General features: G+C 66.7%; 11 protein-coding genes. 8 read left to right on the top strand and 3 right to left on the bottom strand.

Going from position 1 to position 15,880, the window contains the following annotated elements; translation table 11 throughout:
• Positions 1–7: 7 nt before the first annotated feature.
• Both AWC27_RS21820 and eccCb read right to left on the bottom strand, forming a co-directional pair.
• Positions 8–1,195, bottom strand: a complete 1,188-nt coding sequence (locus AWC27_RS21820; protein ID WP_085672401.1) for a type VII secretion-associated protein — start codon at positions 1,193–1,195, stop codon at positions 8–10.
• Positions 1,192–4,716 (bottom strand): type VII secretion protein EccCb, encoded by a 3,525-nt coding sequence (eccCb, locus tag AWC27_RS21815; protein ID WP_372516914.1) that lies wholly within the window; start codon positions 4,714–4,716, stop codon positions 1,192–1,194. Before eccCb ends, AWC27_RS21820 begins: the two co-directional genes overlap by 4 nt.
• Positions 4,717–4,809: 93 nt before the next feature.
• Between eccCb and eccD the strand changes: the two genes are divergently transcribed.
• Both eccD and mycP read left to right on the top strand, forming a co-directional pair.
• Entirely contained in the window at positions 4,810–6,120 is a 1,311-nt protein-coding gene (gene eccD / locus AWC27_RS21810; protein WP_085672475.1) for a type VII secretion integral membrane protein EccD, read from the top strand.
• Positions 6,117–7,478 (top strand): type VII secretion-associated serine protease mycosin, encoded by a 1,362-nt coding sequence (mycP, locus tag AWC27_RS21805; protein WP_085672400.1) that lies wholly within the window; start codon positions 6,117–6,119, stop codon positions 7,476–7,478. The genes eccD and mycP overlap by 4 nt, the downstream gene beginning before the upstream one ends.
• On the opposite strand, the gene eccB is transcribed toward mycP, so the two are convergent.
• On the bottom strand, positions 7,446–8,786 hold the full coding sequence (gene eccB, locus AWC27_RS21800; protein ID WP_245847387.1) for a type VII secretion protein EccB: 1,341 nt from the start codon (positions 8,784–8,786) through the stop codon (positions 7,446–7,448). The two genes, mycP and eccB, sit on opposite strands and share 33 nt — an antisense overlap.
• Positions 8,787–8,904: 118 nt before the next feature.
• Here eccB and AWC27_RS21795 point away from each other — a divergent pair, with 118 nt between their 5' ends.
• The 6 genes from AWC27_RS21795 to AWC27_RS21770 all read left to right on the top strand — a co-directional run bounded on the left by AWC27_RS21795 (position 8,905) and on the right by AWC27_RS21770 (position 15,874).
• A complete protein-coding gene (locus tag AWC27_RS21795; protein ID WP_211281686.1) occupies positions 8,905–9,723 on the top strand; it encodes a cutinase family protein in 819 nt (272 codons plus the stop codon).
• Between the two features lie 31 nt (positions 9,724–9,754).
• The gene (locus AWC27_RS21790) at positions 9,755–10,423 is read left to right on the top strand and encodes a cutinase family protein (RefSeq protein WP_085672398.1); all 669 of its coding nucleotides are present in this window, start codon (positions 9,755–9,757) and stop codon (positions 10,421–10,423) included.
• 128 nt (positions 10,424–10,551) lie between these two features.
• The gene (locus AWC27_RS21785) at positions 10,552–12,201 is read left to right on the top strand and encodes a purine-cytosine permease family protein (RefSeq protein WP_085672397.1); all 1,650 of its coding nucleotides are present in this window, start codon (positions 10,552–10,554) and stop codon (positions 12,199–12,201) included.
• A gap of 111 nt (positions 12,202–12,312) precedes the next feature.
• On the top strand, positions 12,313–13,362 hold the full coding sequence (locus tag AWC27_RS21780; RefSeq protein ID WP_085672396.1) for a PPE family protein: 1,050 nt from the start codon (positions 12,313–12,315) through the stop codon (positions 13,360–13,362).
• 14 nt (positions 13,363–13,376) lie between these two features.
• Positions 13,377–14,516 (top strand): PPE family protein, encoded by a 1,140-nt coding sequence (locus tag AWC27_RS21775; protein WP_085672395.1) that lies wholly within the window; start codon positions 13,377–13,379, stop codon positions 14,514–14,516.
• Positions 14,517–14,875: 359 nt separating this feature from the next.
• Complete coding sequence (locus AWC27_RS21770; RefSeq protein WP_085672394.1) at positions 14,876–15,874, top strand: PPE family protein; 999 nt, start codon at positions 14,876–14,878, stop codon at positions 15,872–15,874.
• Positions 15,875–15,880 lie beyond the last annotated feature (6 nt).

Genomic DNA, 15,880 nt, shown 5'->3' with positions numbered 1-15,880 from the left:
CCGGGCTTTATCCCAGCACGTGCGCCGACCGCACCGCCTGTTCACAGGCATCGCGTACGGCGTCCATCGCGGCGGGCCTGCTCTGACATCCGATGCTGATCCGGACCCCGTCGTCGAGCAGCACGGTCCACCACACGTCATGGCCGGTACGCACTTCGCGGTAGGTCACCGCGGTTCGGCCGGCGCTGATGCCGCTGGCGTTGAAGTCGACGAATACGCCGGCGGGTTCGGCATCGATTGCCCGCTTCAGCCGTTCTGCGGTTGCGCTGAGCGTCTCGCCGGCTACCGCCGATTGCGTAAGGTGCAGTGCCACCTCGGGGTCCGACGCCGAGGTGACCTGCACCCGCGCCGATCCGGGCCCGGACACCACGCGCTGGGTCGGCCAGTTCGCGGGGATGGTGAGCGCCACTCGGCCCTCGACCAGAGAGGTCGTCGTTTCCAGGGCGGCCTCCCGGTGAGGCACAGACGCCGGCTCCCGCAACAGAGCCAGCAACACCAGCACCAAGCCGGTTCCGGCGGCGGCGAAGCGCCCGACCGGCCGGGTACGTAGCCGGGGAGCAGGCCGGTCCGGGAGAGGCGTGAAAGATGCTGCCAGCCGAGCCAGCCGGGTTACGTCAATCAGGACTGCGGTGTGGCCGCCCTCGCGCACCGCCTCGGCAATCAACCTTGCCAGTTCCGGCGCTCCGTCGACGGTTCCCGGTCCGTCGATCAACACCACCCCGCGCGACAGTCCGGCGATAGCGTCCGCTACCTCTACGGCAACCAGCCGCGGCTCCCCCACGCGCGCGATGCCGACCGCCTCTTCCCCCGCGATCAGCACCAATTGCCCGGCAATCTCTACCATCACCGCTGCGGTGTCCGGTGATGCCTGTGCCAGCAGCCACGAGCGGGGGTGCACCATCGCATCGCCGGGCAAGGTCTGCGCCGCAGCGGCTAGCACCGACACCCGCGACCCCGACCACCACGACGGATACACGACGACCACGCCGTCACAGTGATCACACACCACCGACCGCAGCGCGGCCGACCACACCGAATCGACAGTGACGGGTCGTTCATTCACCAGCGCCACCGCGTCGTCTATCGCACCCAGCGCGCCCGACACCAACTCGTCATCGGCGGTACCCCCTGCGGAGCAACACAATCGGCGGATGGTGCACGGACCCGCCTCGATCACAGCCCGATGTGTATTCATGGGGTCCAGGCCACCTGCACCAGCTGCTCGTCACCGGGCCGGGCGATCAGAATCCCGCGACCCGGCGGCAGCGGTGACGCGGGCCGGCTGCCGAACAGGGTGCCCTCGTCGGGGCGTCCACTCATCATCAGCGCCATGCAGCCGAAGTCGCGCAGACCCGCGAGCAACGGCTCGAACATGGCCCGCGCCGCACCCCCACTACGCCGGGCCGCAATGACATGCAATCCCAGATCCCTTGCGTGCGGCAGATATTCAAGCAGACCCAGTAGCGGGTTACCGGAAGCGGTGGCGACCAGGTCGTAGTCGTCCACTACGAGATAGATATCCGGGCCGGTCCACCAGGAATGGGCACGCAATTGCGACTGGGTCACCTGTGGCGGCGGCATCCGCCCGCCCAACAGATCGAGCAGATCCGGCAACAGCGCACCGAGCGACGCCGTCGACATGGCATAGCCACCAACATGTTCGGACTCGACGGCACCTAGGAGAGCGCGGCGGAAGTCCACGATCAGCAGCCGAGCCTGTTGCGGCGTCCTGGTCCGCACGATCTCGCGACAGAGCATTCGCAGCGTTGCGGTCTTTCCACACTCGTTGTCACCGAGTACCAGCAGGTGCGACTGACATTCGAAATCGATTGCAATGGGGTGCAACCGGCGCTCTTCGATGCCGAGCAGAATGCAGCCGGCCAGTTCCTCAGTTGCCTGGCGGACGACGACGCCCGAGTCTACCCGCGCAGGCAGCAATGGTATGGGCGGCGCCGCCGTGTCACCCCGGCGGATTGGCGATTTCATCTCGGGCTGGGCGATATGCATGTGCAGCCCGTCTCGGGTAAGGCCCCGGCCCGGCCGGCCGCGCGGAACGTGTTGAGCCTGACGGCGGTCCAATTCGGAATCCGCAGGGTCGCCGAGGCACAACTCGATGCGCGTACCGATCTGATCTTTCAGCGACGGTCTGATTTCGGCCCACCGCGAAGCCGACAGCACCACGTGTATCCCGAACGACAGTCCCTGCTCGGCAAGGGCGGTAATCGACTCCTCAAGTTTCTCGAACTCATGACGCAGGGCGGCCCAACCGTCAATGACGAGAAACACGTGGGCGAACGAATCGATGTCCTTCTCGGACCAGGAATCTTCTCGCGATCGCAACACGGATTCCAATTCGGCAATCATGCGGCTAACCAACTGTGACTCGGCCCGGCCGGCGACGGCGCCCACATGGGGCAGCTCCCGCAGGGCGGCAAGTCCGCCGCCGCCGAAATCCAAGCAGTAGAACTGCACCTGGCCGGGATCGTGGGAGGCGGCCAACGCCATGATCAGCGTGCGCAACGCGGTCGACTTTCCCGACCGGGGTGCTCCCACCACCGCGACATTGCCCGCGGCTGCGGACAATTCGACGACGAACGGCACCCGGCACTGATCGAAGGGCCGGTCGACGATACCGATCGGGGCCACCAACTCACCCGGAGTCGCGGCGTCCAGCAGTGCGTCTAATGGGGGCGCGCTGGCCAGCGGCGGCAGCCAGACTCGGTGCGCGGGTGGCCCGTGACCCGACAGCCGATCCAGGACCGCGTGCAAGAGACTCGGCGCGGCAACCGCATTCGCATCCGCATCCGCATCCGCATCCGCATCCGCATCCGCACGACTTAACCCATCCACACGAGTGAATGCCCGCACCACGTCGTCTTCGGCCGGCCGAACCATCAGCGGTCCGGACACGAATGCCGTCTGAAACCGGACCAGCTCTGCGTTGGCGGTACGCAGGAATGCCGCGCCCGGCGCATTCGGCAGCTGGTAGGCGTCGAGCGTACCCAGGACCGCCCGTGACTCCGCGGCCGACAACGTCTTTAGACATATCCGATAAGACAGGTGGGCCTCCAGCCCGCGCAGCCGGCCCTCGTCGAGCCGCTGACTGGCTAGCAGCAGGTGAATTCCCAGCGACCGCCCGAGCCGGCCGATCGCCACGAAGGTGTCCGCGAAATCCGGGTGCTGGCTGAGCAGTTCGGAAAACTCGTCGACGATGATGAACAGCGTTGGCAGGGCGGTCAGTTGCGCGCCGCCGCGACGCGCTCGCTCGTAGGCCGCAGCGCTGACGAAGTTTCCCGCCGCCCGCAGCAGCTGCTGGCGACGATTCATCTCACCGGCAAGTGCGTCGCGCATGCGGGCGACAAGTGGCGCCTCGTCGGCGAGGTTGGTGATGACGGCGGCCACGTGTGGAGCTCGGGCCAGGTCCAGAAACGTTGCGCCACCCTTGAAGTCGACCAACAGCAGGTTGAGCAGCTCCGGGGAGTTTCGCGCCATCATGCCCAGTGCAATAGTGCGCAGCAGCTCCGACTTGCCTGACCCCGTAGCACCCACACAGAGTCCGTGCGGCCCCATGCCCTGCTCGGCGGATTCCTTGATGTCGAGGTCCACGGGTGTGCCGTCGGGTGTGTATCCGACCGGCGCACGCAGGCGATGACGGCGATCTTGACCGTGCCACAGTTTGTGCGGGTCGAAGCCGGTGACTTCATCGATATCCAGCAGACTCGGCCAGCCGCAGCCAGCCCCGCGCCGTGGGCTTTGGTGCGCGGCCAAGCGGCGCGCACACACCGTCGCCTCGACAAGTCCCAGGTAATCCGGGTTCGGCAATATCAGCTCGCGCCCATCGCATCTGACAAGCATCGGCCCGTGGCCGGCACCCACCCGCAGCGTGACCCTATCTGCCATCGGGGCGCCGGCGTCTTGCGCGCCGTCCACTATCATCACCACATGCGTGGCATCCCGACTCTGGTTGTGCGGCAACCATTTCAGCCACTCCCAGTCAACCTGGTTCTCCTCGCCGACGTCAGCGGTGATCGACACCCGATCCGGGGGGTGCCAAACGGCGAGTTGGCAGACCATGGCGCGGAGCAGCCCGCGAACCCGGCTCACTTCGCCGTCGATCGTGATGGCCCCGGCTTGCCACAGAGACATCGAGATGGGCACGTCGGCAAGCGCCGAGTGGGCGCGCAGGAAGCGATGCAGCGCCGCGCGGGTGACCGGATCCACCCGGCGTTCCGGCGGGTTCTCCGGAGCCACCAAAGGCGTTGCAAGCGGCACACTTCCGAGGCCGACGCGGATATGCCCGAAGTCCGGCCCGCCCGGTCGCCGCTCCCACATCCGCGAGCCGCCAACTACGGTCCATAGGGCCTCGGGATCGGGATGAGCCCGCCGCAGCGACAAGTGTTGTGCCGCAATTATTTCGGCAACGGCTTCGCGCAGGCGGCTCAGGTAGGCGAGGTAATCGACACGGGCAGCGCCGATCTCAGCGCCCCGGCTGCGCCCCCGTCCGGTTACCCCGGCGACCACCGCTGAGACCACCATCATCAGTGGAAACGCCAGAAAGGCCGGATTGCGGGTGACGGGCGACCCGGACAGCGCCGCCACCGCCATGACGCCCAGACCCGCAACGGATATGAGCACCGGCAGTGCCCGCACCAGTATGCCCGACATCGCCGATGCCGGTACCTCGGGCGGCGCGGCAATCTCTATGCCGGTGTTCACAATCGGGCGACGGTAAACAGCCGGGCATCGAGCCGCAAGTCGGCTGTGCACAGACGTATACCGGCCGGTGGAGAACTGGTTAACGTCCCGATGATGTCCACATCAGAACCCGGGTTGCGTCGCGTCGCCGTTCATGCCGGCAGTACCGCAGTCGACCTGTCACTACCCGCCGAGATACCCGTCGCCACGCTGATCCCGTCGATCATCGACATCCTGGGCACCCGAATTAGCGCGTCGCGCTACCATCTGTCGCTCCTCGGGGCGCCCGCGCTACCGAATTCGACGACCCTGGCCCAGAGTGGAATTCGTGATGGTGCCGTACTGATCTTGAGCCAGGCCACTGCCGAACCACCCCTGCGCCACTGCGACGATGCGGCCGAAGCGGTGTCGGCCGCGCTAGCTAGCGCGGTGGACCGGCCAACGACCCGCCTCACCGGCGCGATCGCCGCGTTGTGCCTGACCATCACCGGCGCCCTGGTGCTGGTCACGAACGGGCCGCCCGACAAGGCGACGGCAGGTGTGGCAGCGGCGGCCTCAGTCGTCGCAATAGCGGGCGCCGCGTTTGCCCGTCGGGCATATCGAGATCAGATGGCCGGACTCACGCTCGGGCTCGTTGCGATCGTGTTCGCCGCCGTTGCCGGCTGGTTCACCGTGCCCGGCTGCCCGGGGTCTGCGCACCTGTTGCTGACCTCGATGACGGTAGCCACGATCTCGGTGCTGGTGGTACGCGTAACGGGTCACAACGCAATCACATTGACGGCGATCGCCTGCGCTGCGACGGTCGTCGCTCTCGCCACCCTGACCGGTGTGCTCGCCGCCGCACCGCCTCCCACCATCGGCTGCCTGGTCACGCTGATATCGGTGGGTCTGATGGAGTTGTCGCCGCGGATGTCGATCAGAATGGCCGGACTTTCACCACGAGAGGATGCACTGCCCACGGCGGATCTATTGGACGCCAAGGCCCGCGCTGCTGAGGTCTGGTTGACCGGTCTGCTCGCCGGCTGCGCAGCGTCGGCAGCCATCGGTGCCCTCGCCGCCGCACTAATCGATCGTCACACCATAGCGGTATCGACCGTCACAGCTATGCTACTGCTGTTGCGCGCACGTTCGGGCCCGCCGAAACGGGCAATAGTGTTCGCTGCCACCGGGATTGCCGATATCACAGCGACCTTCGCCGCGGCAACGACCGGTGCGGCCAAACACGGGCCGCTTATCGCGGCGGTGGCAGCGGGACTGGCCGCGACGGCGTTCTACCTCGGTTTCGTCGCGCCCACCGTGTCTTTCTCTCCGGTCGTACGCCGCGGCGTCGAGACGCTGGAATGTCTGGCGCTGGTTGCGGTGGTTCCGCTGACCTGCTGGGTGTGCGGAGTCTTCAGCGCGGTTCGCGGGCTCGACCTGATATGAGGACGAGGACCTCAAACCTGCTGCGATTGCTGGTGATTGCGGCCCTCACCGTGCTCTCCCAATGCGCGGCGCCGTCGGCGCGCGCGGTGTCGCCGCCACCGATCGACGAAAAGCTGCTGCCAGCACCAGCACTCCCGGCACCACAGCGCCCTACCGTGCAACGCGAGGTGTGCACGGCCGCCACTACCGATGCCACCCAACCCGAAATGCCGGCACAACTGGCCGGTCTCGACCTGCCGCAGATCTGGGGACTCAGCCGCGGCGGGGGCCAACGGGTGGCGGTCATCGATACCGGGGTTTCACGACACCGCCGGCTGCCCCATCTGCTTCCGGGCGGCGACTACGTCTCGGCCGGAGACGGTACCCAGGACTGCGATGCGCACGGCACGCTGGTCGCCGGAATCATCGCCGCCGCAGCGGATCCCGCCTCGGACGAATTCAGCGGCCTGGCGCCCGATGTCACATTGATCAGCATTCGCCAGTCCAGCACGAAGTTCGGCCCGGCCGGCGACCGGGCCGGCGCGGGGGTCGGCGACGTCGACACCATGGCCCGAGCCGTCCGGACCGCCGCTGACCTGGGCGCGTCGGTGATCAACATTTCCTCGGTTGCCTGCGTCTCGGCCACCGACGCGCTCGACGATCGTGCGCTGGGCGCCGCACTGGCCTATGCCGTCGACGTCAAGAACATCGTCATAGTGACCGCCGCCGGTAATTCGGTGGGCAGCGCGCAGTGTCCGGCCCAGCCCGCCGACGCAACCCGTGACACCGTGACGGTCGCGGTCAGTCCGGCCTGGTATGACGACTACGTGCTGACCGTCGGTTCGGTCAACGCCGACGGCACACCATCGGCCTTCACGCTGGCCGGTCCATGGGTGGATGTCGCCGCGACCGGCGAGGGCGTGACTTCACTGAGCCCGATCGGCGGCGACGGCATCGTGAATCGCGCTACTGGACAACAGGGTTCGGCACCCTTGTCGGGCACCAGTTATGCCGCGCCAGTGGTGAGCGGGCTGGCCGCGCTGATCCGGGCGCGGTTCCCGTCGTTGACCGCACGGCAGGTGATGCAGCGCATCGAGTCGACCGCACACCACCCATCCGCAGGTTGGGACCCGCTCGTGGGCAGTGGCACTGTCGACGTCCTGGCCGCGGTCAGCACCGACCCCGGCTCAAAACCCGTGCAGCCACCTGCGGTTGCGGCGCCGGTCGTCACACCGCCAACGTCCGCGCCGGCCGATGACGGTTCTCGAAACACGGCATTGGGTGGGGCAGTGATCTGCCTGGCGGTTCTGGTGGTGGCGATGGTCAGCGGGGCGGTGTCACGCCGGCTAAGGCAGCCCGACCACATCACGCGCGACTGACGCCCGTCGCCGGTCCAGTTCCGGTCCCGACGGCAGCGTCGCCAGTACCGGCCACGGCGCCGGGACCGCGACCGCGGGCAACCCGAGAGCGCGTGCGTCCTCGTCGTCGCCGATGGCGAACCGCACGCCGCTGCCGGTGACGAGATAGCGCATGTGCCCGCGAGCGCCGTCCGACACGTAGGCACTGCGTCCCGGTGGCAGATAGAACGCATCCAGCGCGGGGCCGCGGCCGTCGGCCTGTGCCAGGCTCGCGGGAGCCTGCCCGGCGGGCGTGGGCAGGTCGCGGCCCACCGAAATGTCGACCGGCCCTGACGCGGGGGTCCACGATGCGCACACCGTGGCGCCATGCACCACGACCGGTGCCCGGTCCGGGAAGGTTGACACCGGCAGACTGTCGACGATCGGCACGGCACCGATCACATCGGGAGCCACCGCGTTGACGGTCGCGTTGCCTCTCGAGTCGCTGAACCGCAGCAGATCTGCGGCGACCTGGCCGATGCGCTGCACCCCACCGGCCAGCACGGCGTAGTACTCGTCGCCGCCGGTGCGTGTGATCCTCAGCACACTGCCCACGGTGAATCGCAGGCCGGCCGGCCCCGGTCCGCCCGCGCCACGGATCCGGGGGACCAGGATCGGCGGCGCCTCGGGCACGGCGTTGAGCAAAGCCGGCGAGAGGACTTGCGGGACCCGCCCCTCCAGCCGGAGCGCGCGCAGCACCGAAGGATCGCTGAGTTCTACCACTGCGCGGCGGCCATGGAAGAGCAGCTGGGCCGGCGAACCGGCGCCGGCGGTAACCAGCACGGCCTCCCCAGCGGCCAGTGCCGGCCCGGCGCCGGGCCCGACGATCACCGTCGTCGCCGCGCCCAGGTCCGAATCACAGATCGTCCAACTCGATTCGGCCGCCGCCAATGGCGCCGCGAGTACTGCCGGCGCACCCGGAATCCCAAGCAGCGGGCCATGTTTGGCGCGGTTTAACGCCGTTTCGGAAACCGGCCGCGGATCGGCCGGCGTCGCAGCGATCAGCCGCGCCGAGGCCAGGTTGAAAACCGGGTGCCACGCATCGCCCACCCGCACGTAAAGCGCGCCGGATTCGCGGCCCATCGCGATTTGTGCATCACCGAGCGCGGGCTGCGGGCGCAGCAACCCAACAAACGCACACCCCGCCACCGCGACTGCCGCCACCACGTACCCGAGCGACAACGGCCTGCGCATCGGTTCATCGGCAGTGGCCAGATCCTTGTGCAGCAATGCCCGCTCGAGACGCCGAACCTGAAATCGGTAGCCGCTCACGTGCAGCCAAGCTGTCATCGGCCCCCCAGACCCGTACGTCGTTGCGCCTACCGTAGGCCGCCGACCGGGGGTTTCCGCGCCCTTCATCCACAAGTTGCAAGGTTTCACGTCGCCTGGACGCGGGTAAAATTTCGGGGTGAATTATGACCTCTTGCGCCGTGCTGCCATCGGGGTGGCCGCCGCCGGCGCTCTGTTAACCGCCCCGATCGCCGTCAAGGCCGCCGCTCCGGTCGCCTCGGCCACCGACTGCCCGGACGCCGAAGTCACTTTCGCCCGGGGCACCAGCGAGCCTCCCGGCATCGGCCGCGTCGGCGACGCCTTCGTCGACTCGCTGCGCCAGCAGACCGGTAAGAACATCGGCGTGTACGCGGTGAACTACGCCGCCAGCCGCCTGCAGCTGCACACCGGCGACGGCGCCAACGACGCCATCTCTCACATCAAGTCCATGGCCGCGTCCTGTCCCACCACCAAGATCGTCCTGGGCGGCTATTCGCAAGGCGCCGACGTCATCGACATCGTTGCCGGAGTTCCGTTGGGCGGCATCAGCTTTGGCAGCCCGCTGCCGCCGGAATATGCCGACAACATCGCGGCGGTCGCGGTTTTCGGAAATGTGGCCAACCGTAGCGGCGGATCCCTGACCACCCAGAGCGCGCTGTTGGGCTCCAAGGCAATCGACCTGTGCAACCCCAGCGACCCGATCTGTCACGCCGGCCCGGGCAACGAGTGGAGCGGGCACACCGAAGGTTATGTGCCCGTGTACACCACGCAGGCCGCGAGTTTCGTCGCGACCAAGTTGATGGGCCCCCCGATTGTGCAGATCCCGGGTTCGGTTCCGCAGGCACCGGGTCCACAACTGGCGCCGGGCCCCGGCCCGCAGATACCCGGCCAGCAGGTGCCCATTCAGCAGGTGCCCGGATCGCAGGTGCCCAACACCAACGCCGTGCAGGTTCACTGACGCACCGTCAGTAAGCCCGTAACATTGCGCCATGAGGTCTATCCCCAGTGGTGCACGATGTTGGGCACACCGCCTCGCCAGCCTGGCGGCCGCCGCGATCGCGGCGGCCGCGTTGTTACTGGCAACGCCGCTGGCCCCGAAAGCATCGGCGGCCGGATGCCCGGATGTCGAGGTGGTGTTCGCCCGGGGAACCGGTGAGCCGCCCGGCGTAGGCCGGGTGGGCCAGGCCCTGATCAACTCGCTGCATCAGCAGACCGGCCGCAACGTCGGCGCATACGGGGTGAACTACCCGGCGAACAAAGACTTCCTGGCCGCGGCCGACGGCGCCAACGACGCCAGCGACCACGTCCAGCAGATGGCCAACACCTGCCCCGACACCAAGCTGGTGCTCGGCGGATACTCCCAGGGCGCCGCGGTCATGGACATCGTCACCGCGGCACCGTTACCTGGACTCGGCTTCACCCAGCCGCTACCGCCCGAAGCCGCCCAACACGTCGCCGCGGTCACCCTTTTCGGGAATCCGTCCGGCCGGGCCGGCGGCCTCCTGACAGCGCTGAGCCCGCAATTCGCGGGCAAGATCGACAACCTGTGCAACGCGGGCGACCCCGTCTGTTCGGACGGCAATCAGTGGAAGGCACACATGGGCTACGTGCCCGGCTTGACCAATGAGGCCGCAAGTTTCGTCGTCGGCAAGCTCTAGCGAAAATTGGCGGGCCGCCGCATGCGAGGTTAGGATTTCCCGACCTCACCAACGATGCTGACCAGTTCCAGGAATTCCCAAGGGTTTTCGCAGTCACTTGACAGGTTCGCGCGCGTTCGGGAGGTTTGATGCAAGCCATCGAGACACAGCTCGAGGACGCGACCGAGCTGTCCACCACGAAGGCCGCCGGTGAGACGCTCGAGGACTACACCCTGCGCTTCGCACCCCGCAGCTACCGGCGATGGTCACCAGCGGTGGTGGGCATCTCCGCGCTCGGCGGCATCGCCTACCTTGCCGACTTCGCCATCGGCGCCAACGTCGGCATCAGTTGGGGCACCGCGAACGCCCTGTGGGGCATCGGGATCTTCGCCCTGGTGGTGTTGGCCACCGGCTTTCCACTGGCCTACTACGCCGCCCGTTACAACATCGACTTGGATCTGATCACCCGCGGCAGCGGTTTCGGCTACTACGGGTCGGTGGTAACCAACGTGATCTTTGCGACGTTCACCTTCATCTTCTTTGCCCTCGAGGGTTCGATCATGGCCCAGGGCCTCAACCTGGGTCTGCACGTCCCACTGTGGCTGGGCTACGCCTGCTCGACCTTGCTGATCTTCCCACTGGTGATGTACGGCATGAAAGTGCTTTCCCAGCTTCAGCTTTGGACCACCCCGCTGTGGCTGGCCCTGATGGTGGCGCCATTCGCCTACTTGGTGATCAGCCATCCCGGATCGATATCGCAGTTCTTCTCCTATGCCGGCAAGGACGGCAAGGGCGGCGTCACGGTCGGCTCTGCCCTGCTGGCCGCCGGCGTCTGCCTCTCGCTGATCGCTCAAATCGCCGAGCAGATCGACTATTTGCGTTTCATGCCGCCGCGCACGCCGGAGAATTCGCGCAAGTGGTGGACGTGGATGGTGCTAGCCGGACCCGGCTGGGTGATTTTCGGTGCGCTCAAACAAATCATCGGGCTCTTCCTGGCGGTGTACCTGATCTCCAACGTCGCCGGCGCAATCACGATCGCCAATCTGCCGGTGCACCAGTTCATGCAGATCTACCGCAACTTCATGCCGGGGTGGCTAGCGCTCACCCTGGCGGTAGTCCTCGTGGTCCTCAGCCAGATCAAAATCAATGTGACCAACGCCTATTCGGGCTCGCTGGCATGGACGAACTCGTTCACCCGCGTCACCAAGCACTACCCGGGGCGAGTGGTGTTCCTGGGAGTGAACCTCGGCATCGCACTGATCCTGATGGAAGCCAACATGTTTGACTTCCTCAACACCATCCTCGGCTTCTACGCCAACTGCGGCATGGCCTGGGTGGTGACGGTTGCCTCCGACATCGTCTTCAACAAGTACCTGCTCGGGCTGTCGCCGCGCACTCCCGAATTCCGCCGGGGCATGCTCTATGCCATCAACCCGGTCGGCTTCGGCTCGATGCTGCTGGCGGCGGGGCTGTCGATCCTCGCCTTCTTCGGGGGCCTGGGTGCAACGCTACGGCCCTATTCGCCATTGGTGGCGATCGTCATCGCGTTGGTGATGCCGCCGATTTTGGCAATCCTCACCAAAGGCAAGTACTACCTGCGGCGCACCCACGACGGCATCGATCTGCCCATGTACGACGAGCACGGCAACCCCTCGGCCGAGCAACTGAACTGCCACGTCTGCTCGCACGATTTCGAGCGGCCCGACATGTTGATCTGCCAAAGCCACCAGGCACATATCTGCTCACTGTGCCTGTCCACGGATCGAGACGCCGAGCATCTGCTTCCAGCCCACGCGTAGTCGCAAGACTACACTAGCCTGCAATTAATGTTGCATTAGGCTATTATTTCCTTAGGCGGTCTTTGCGTCTAAGGTTTTTCCCTGCTCACGAAAGCTTTGTCCCGTATTGCCATGCCGATCAACCCCAACTTCTACGGGGCGTTACCGCCCGAGATCAACTCCGGCCGCATGTATGCCGGTGTTGGTTCGGGTCCCCTCATGGCGGCCGCAGCCGCCTGGGACGGGCTGGCAAGTGACCTCAGCGCCACGGCGGCGGGCTACAGCTCGGTGCTGTCTGAGCTGTCTGGGATGCCGTGGCAGGGGCCCGCGTCGGTGTCCATGATCGGCGCCGTCACGCCGTACGTATCGTGGCTGAACACGATGGCCGGCCAAGCCGAACAGACGGGCATGCAGGCCAGGGCCGCGGCCGCGGCCTATGAAGCCGCGTTCACGATGACGGTGCCACCGCCGCTCATCGCCGCAAACCGAGTCCTGTTGATGGCTCTGATCGCAACAAACTTCTTCGGGCAGAACACACCGGCGATCGCGGCCAACGAAGCAGAATATGCCGAGTTCTGGGCGCAAGACGCCGCAGCCATGTACGAATACGCCGGCACCTCGGCAGCCGCCTCGGTCTTGCCTGCGTTCGCGCCGCCGCCGGACACCACCAACCCCGAAAACGCCGCGCAGCTAGTCGCCAAGCTCAAACCGCTGGCCCCGGTCAAACCGCCGTGGTTTCCCATAATCCCGACCAGCGTCTGGAACACCCTGGTAAACACCTGGGGTTTGTCCTATTTCGGAATCGGCATCGTTCAGCTGGCCACTCTGTTCGCCCAACAAGTGATCCCAGACTCCGCGCCGGCCGCGGCCGGTGCCGGCGGTGCTGCTGTCGGGCTGTCGCCAGGTCTGGTGAGTGCCGTGTCGGGCCCGGTTTCGGCGGGTATTGGCGAGGCGGAGAAGATCGGCCTGATGTCGGTACCGCCCAGCTGGAGCGCAGCGCCGGTCACGTTAACCGGTGCGACTGCGGAGGTTTCGGAGACCGTCGTACCCGCCGCCACCAATGGACCAGGACCCCTGTTTCCAGGGGCACCACTGACGGGCGGGGGCCGCCCAAGCACCTTCGCCCGGCGACGCTACGGCCGCCGCTTCCGGGTGATGTCGCGGCCGCCGGCTGCGGGCTGAAAGAGGAGCAAACAATGGATTTTGGGGCGCTGCCGCCGGAGATCAACTCCATGCGAATGTATTCCGGACCGGGGTCGGCATCGATGTTGACCGCCGCGTCGTCCTGGAGCGGGCTGGCCGCCGAATTGAATTCGGCTACAACCGCATACGAGGGCGTGATCGATGCATTGCGCTCCGAAGAGTGGGTGGGCCCGTCGTCGGCGGCCATGGCCGACTCGGTCGCGCCCTATCTGGCATGGCTGCGCGCTACCGCCGCGCAAGCCGAACAATCGGCGAGCAAGGCGCGTCTGGCCGCGGCCGCGTATGAGACCGCTTTCGCAGCGACAGTGCCGCCGCCGCTGATCGCGGCCAACCGTGCCCAGCTGACGTCACTGGTCAATACCAATCTCTTGGGCCTCAACACCGCTGCGATCGCGGCCACCGAAGCCCATTACGGCGAAATGTGGGCGCAGGACGCCGTGGCCATGTACAGCTACGCGGCCGCCTCGGCGGCCGCGGCGACGGTGACGCCCTACACTCCCCCGCCGCAGACCAGTAGCCCCAGCGCGTTGGCCGCCCAGGCCGGTGCCGTTGCGCATGCCGCGGCCAGCACGGCCGGCGCGACGCAGTCCACGCTGTCCCGGCTGCTCTCTGAGGTACCGGGCGTGCTGCGCGGCCTGACGTCGCCGATGATCGACCCCTTCGGGCCGATCGAAAAGTTCCTCGAGTGGTATGCCCCGTTTGCAAACTTCTTCTACGACACGCTCGGCCTGCCGTTCTTCGGCGCCGGCATCGCCAGCTTCTTCGCCTCGACCGCCAAGACCATGGGCATGCTGCCGGCGGCCGCCGCGCCCGAGGCAGCCGCGGCCGTGGCCGGCGCGACCGGCGCGACCCAAGTGGTCAGTAGCGGGCCGGTCGCCGCGGCAACGGGTAGCGCGGCCAACATCGGCGGCAAGATGTCGGTACCCCCCACCTGGGCTGGCGCCAGCCCGGCAGCGACTCCCATTCCCGACACCCAGTACGTCAGCGACGTGGTGGAACCGGCCGAGTTCGCTCCGGCTGGAAACGTGGTGGGCGGCATGCCGGTTGGCGGTTCGGGCAGAAGCGCAGCCGGTTCGGGTCCGCGCTACGGCGTCCGGCTGACGGTGATGACCCGGCCGCCGTCTGCCGGTTAGTTTGACGCACGACACATTTTCGGGGCGTATGTAACGCTCATAACAATTGACAACTATTGACGGTATGGATTATTTCTTATTCATACTATCGCAGTAGGCATGCTTGTTGTCGGTAGTCGAACAATTCCGCTTTGCTCAGGACGGATTCGATGACGGTTGACATGCCGACCCGCCAAGGTCTAATCACGGCCGTCCCCGCTCAAATAACTTGCGGCGCAGATCAATTGAAGTGCCAGCTAGATGCAGTGCGCACGTCCGGTAACCCCGTCGGTGTAAAGAGAATTGACATTCGGCGCAATAGTCGAATTCCCGCCATTGTTCCCGGCGCAACCGAAAAGCCACACATTCGCCTGCCGGCAATGAACTTCGGAGCAATACCACCCGAGATCAATTCCGGCCGCATGTATTCAGGCGCGGGTTCGGGGCCGTTGCTCGCCGCCGCGGCAGCCTGGGAGAGACTGGCAGCGGAAGTGGGTTCGGCGGCAATCGGCTGCCAGACGGTGATTTCGGGGCTAATCAGCTCGGCCTGGGCGGGGCCTTCGTCGGCGTCGATGGTCGCCGCGGTCGCGCCGTATGTGGCCTGGCTCGGGGCGACGGCAGCACGGTGCGAGCAGACCGGCATGCAGGCCAGAGCGGCGGCCGCAGCCTACGAGACAGCGTTCGCGATGACGGTGCCGCCGCCGGTGATCGTTGCCAACCGGGCATTGTTGATCGCCCTGATCGCCACCAATTTCTTCGGTCAGAACACTCCGGCAATCGCGGCAACCGAGGCGCAGTACGCGGAGTTCTGGGCTCAAGACGCCGCCGCCATGTACGGCTATGCCGGCTCTTCGGCGATTGCTGCGCAGCTGACCCCTTTCGCGCCACCACCGCCGCCGACCACGCCGCCGTCGAGGAACCACACTCTCGGCGAGCATTTCCCGATTCTTTCGACCACAGCCTGGGAAGCACTGTCGACCTTCGAGTCATTGTTCTACGACGCGACGGGGTTTGTCCTCAATGCCGGGCAGGTAGCGCAGGCGATGATCTTCCCTCCGGCGCCAACACCGGCAGCCGCCACGGCACTGCCGAGCTTGGTGCGCACCAGCCGAGGGCCGATCGCGGTGTCGGCCGGTATGGGCACGGCCGGCCGGGTCGGCCTGATGTCGACGCCGCCGAGTTGGGCCGGTCCGCAGTCAGCACCCAAGGCCGAGGTCACGACGATTTCGCGCTCCGTGTTCGCCGCCGCCTCGGAACGTGATGCAAGCGGACTACTTCGAGGGATACCAACGCGGCGCGGGGCTCCCGCGACGAACTATGCCCATCGCCAATACGGCTTCCCCGTCAGCGTGGTACCACGGCCGCCGGCCGGTGGATAGCGCGGC

Origin of the sequence: Mycobacterium szulgai (assembly GCF_002116635.1) — a bacterium.
GTDB classification, from domain to species: Bacteria; Actinomycetota; Actinomycetes; order Mycobacteriales; family Mycobacteriaceae; genus Mycobacterium; species Mycobacterium szulgai.
This window is presented reverse-complemented; position numbering and strand designations above follow the sequence as displayed.

Excerpts from the sequence above, each read along its gene's own strand:
- mycP (WP_085672400.1), top strand. The coding sequence starts at position 6,117 with ATGAGGACGAGGACCTCAAACCTGCTGCGATTGCTGGTGATTGCGGCC.
- AWC27_RS21785 (WP_085672397.1), top strand. The coding sequence starts at position 10,552 with ATGCAAGCCATCGAGACACAGCTCGAGGACGCGACCGAGCTGTCCACC.
- AWC27_RS21775 (WP_085672395.1), top strand. The coding sequence starts at position 13,377 with ATGGATTTTGGGGCGCTGCCGCCGGAGATCAACTCCATGCGAATGTAT.
- AWC27_RS21770 (WP_085672394.1), top strand. The coding sequence starts at position 14,876 with ATGAACTTCGGAGCAATACCACCCGAGATCAATTCCGGCCGCATGTAT.
- AWC27_RS21780 (WP_085672396.1), top strand. The coding sequence starts at position 12,313 with ATGCCGATCAACCCCAACTTCTACGGGGCGTTACCGCCCGAGATCAAC.
- AWC27_RS21790 (WP_085672398.1), top strand. The coding sequence starts at position 9,755 with ATGAGGTCTATCCCCAGTGGTGCACGATGTTGGGCACACCGCCTCGCC.
- eccD (WP_085672475.1), top strand. The coding sequence starts at position 4,810 with ATGTCCACATCAGAACCCGGGTTGCGTCGCGTCGCCGTTCATGCCGGC.
- eccB (WP_245847387.1), bottom strand. The coding sequence starts at position 8,786 with ATGACAGCTTGGCTGCACGTGAGCGGCTACCGATTTCAGGTTCGGCGT.
- AWC27_RS21820 (WP_085672401.1), bottom strand. The coding sequence starts at position 1,195 with ATGAATACACATCGGGCTGTGATCGAGGCGGGTCCGTGCACCATCCGC.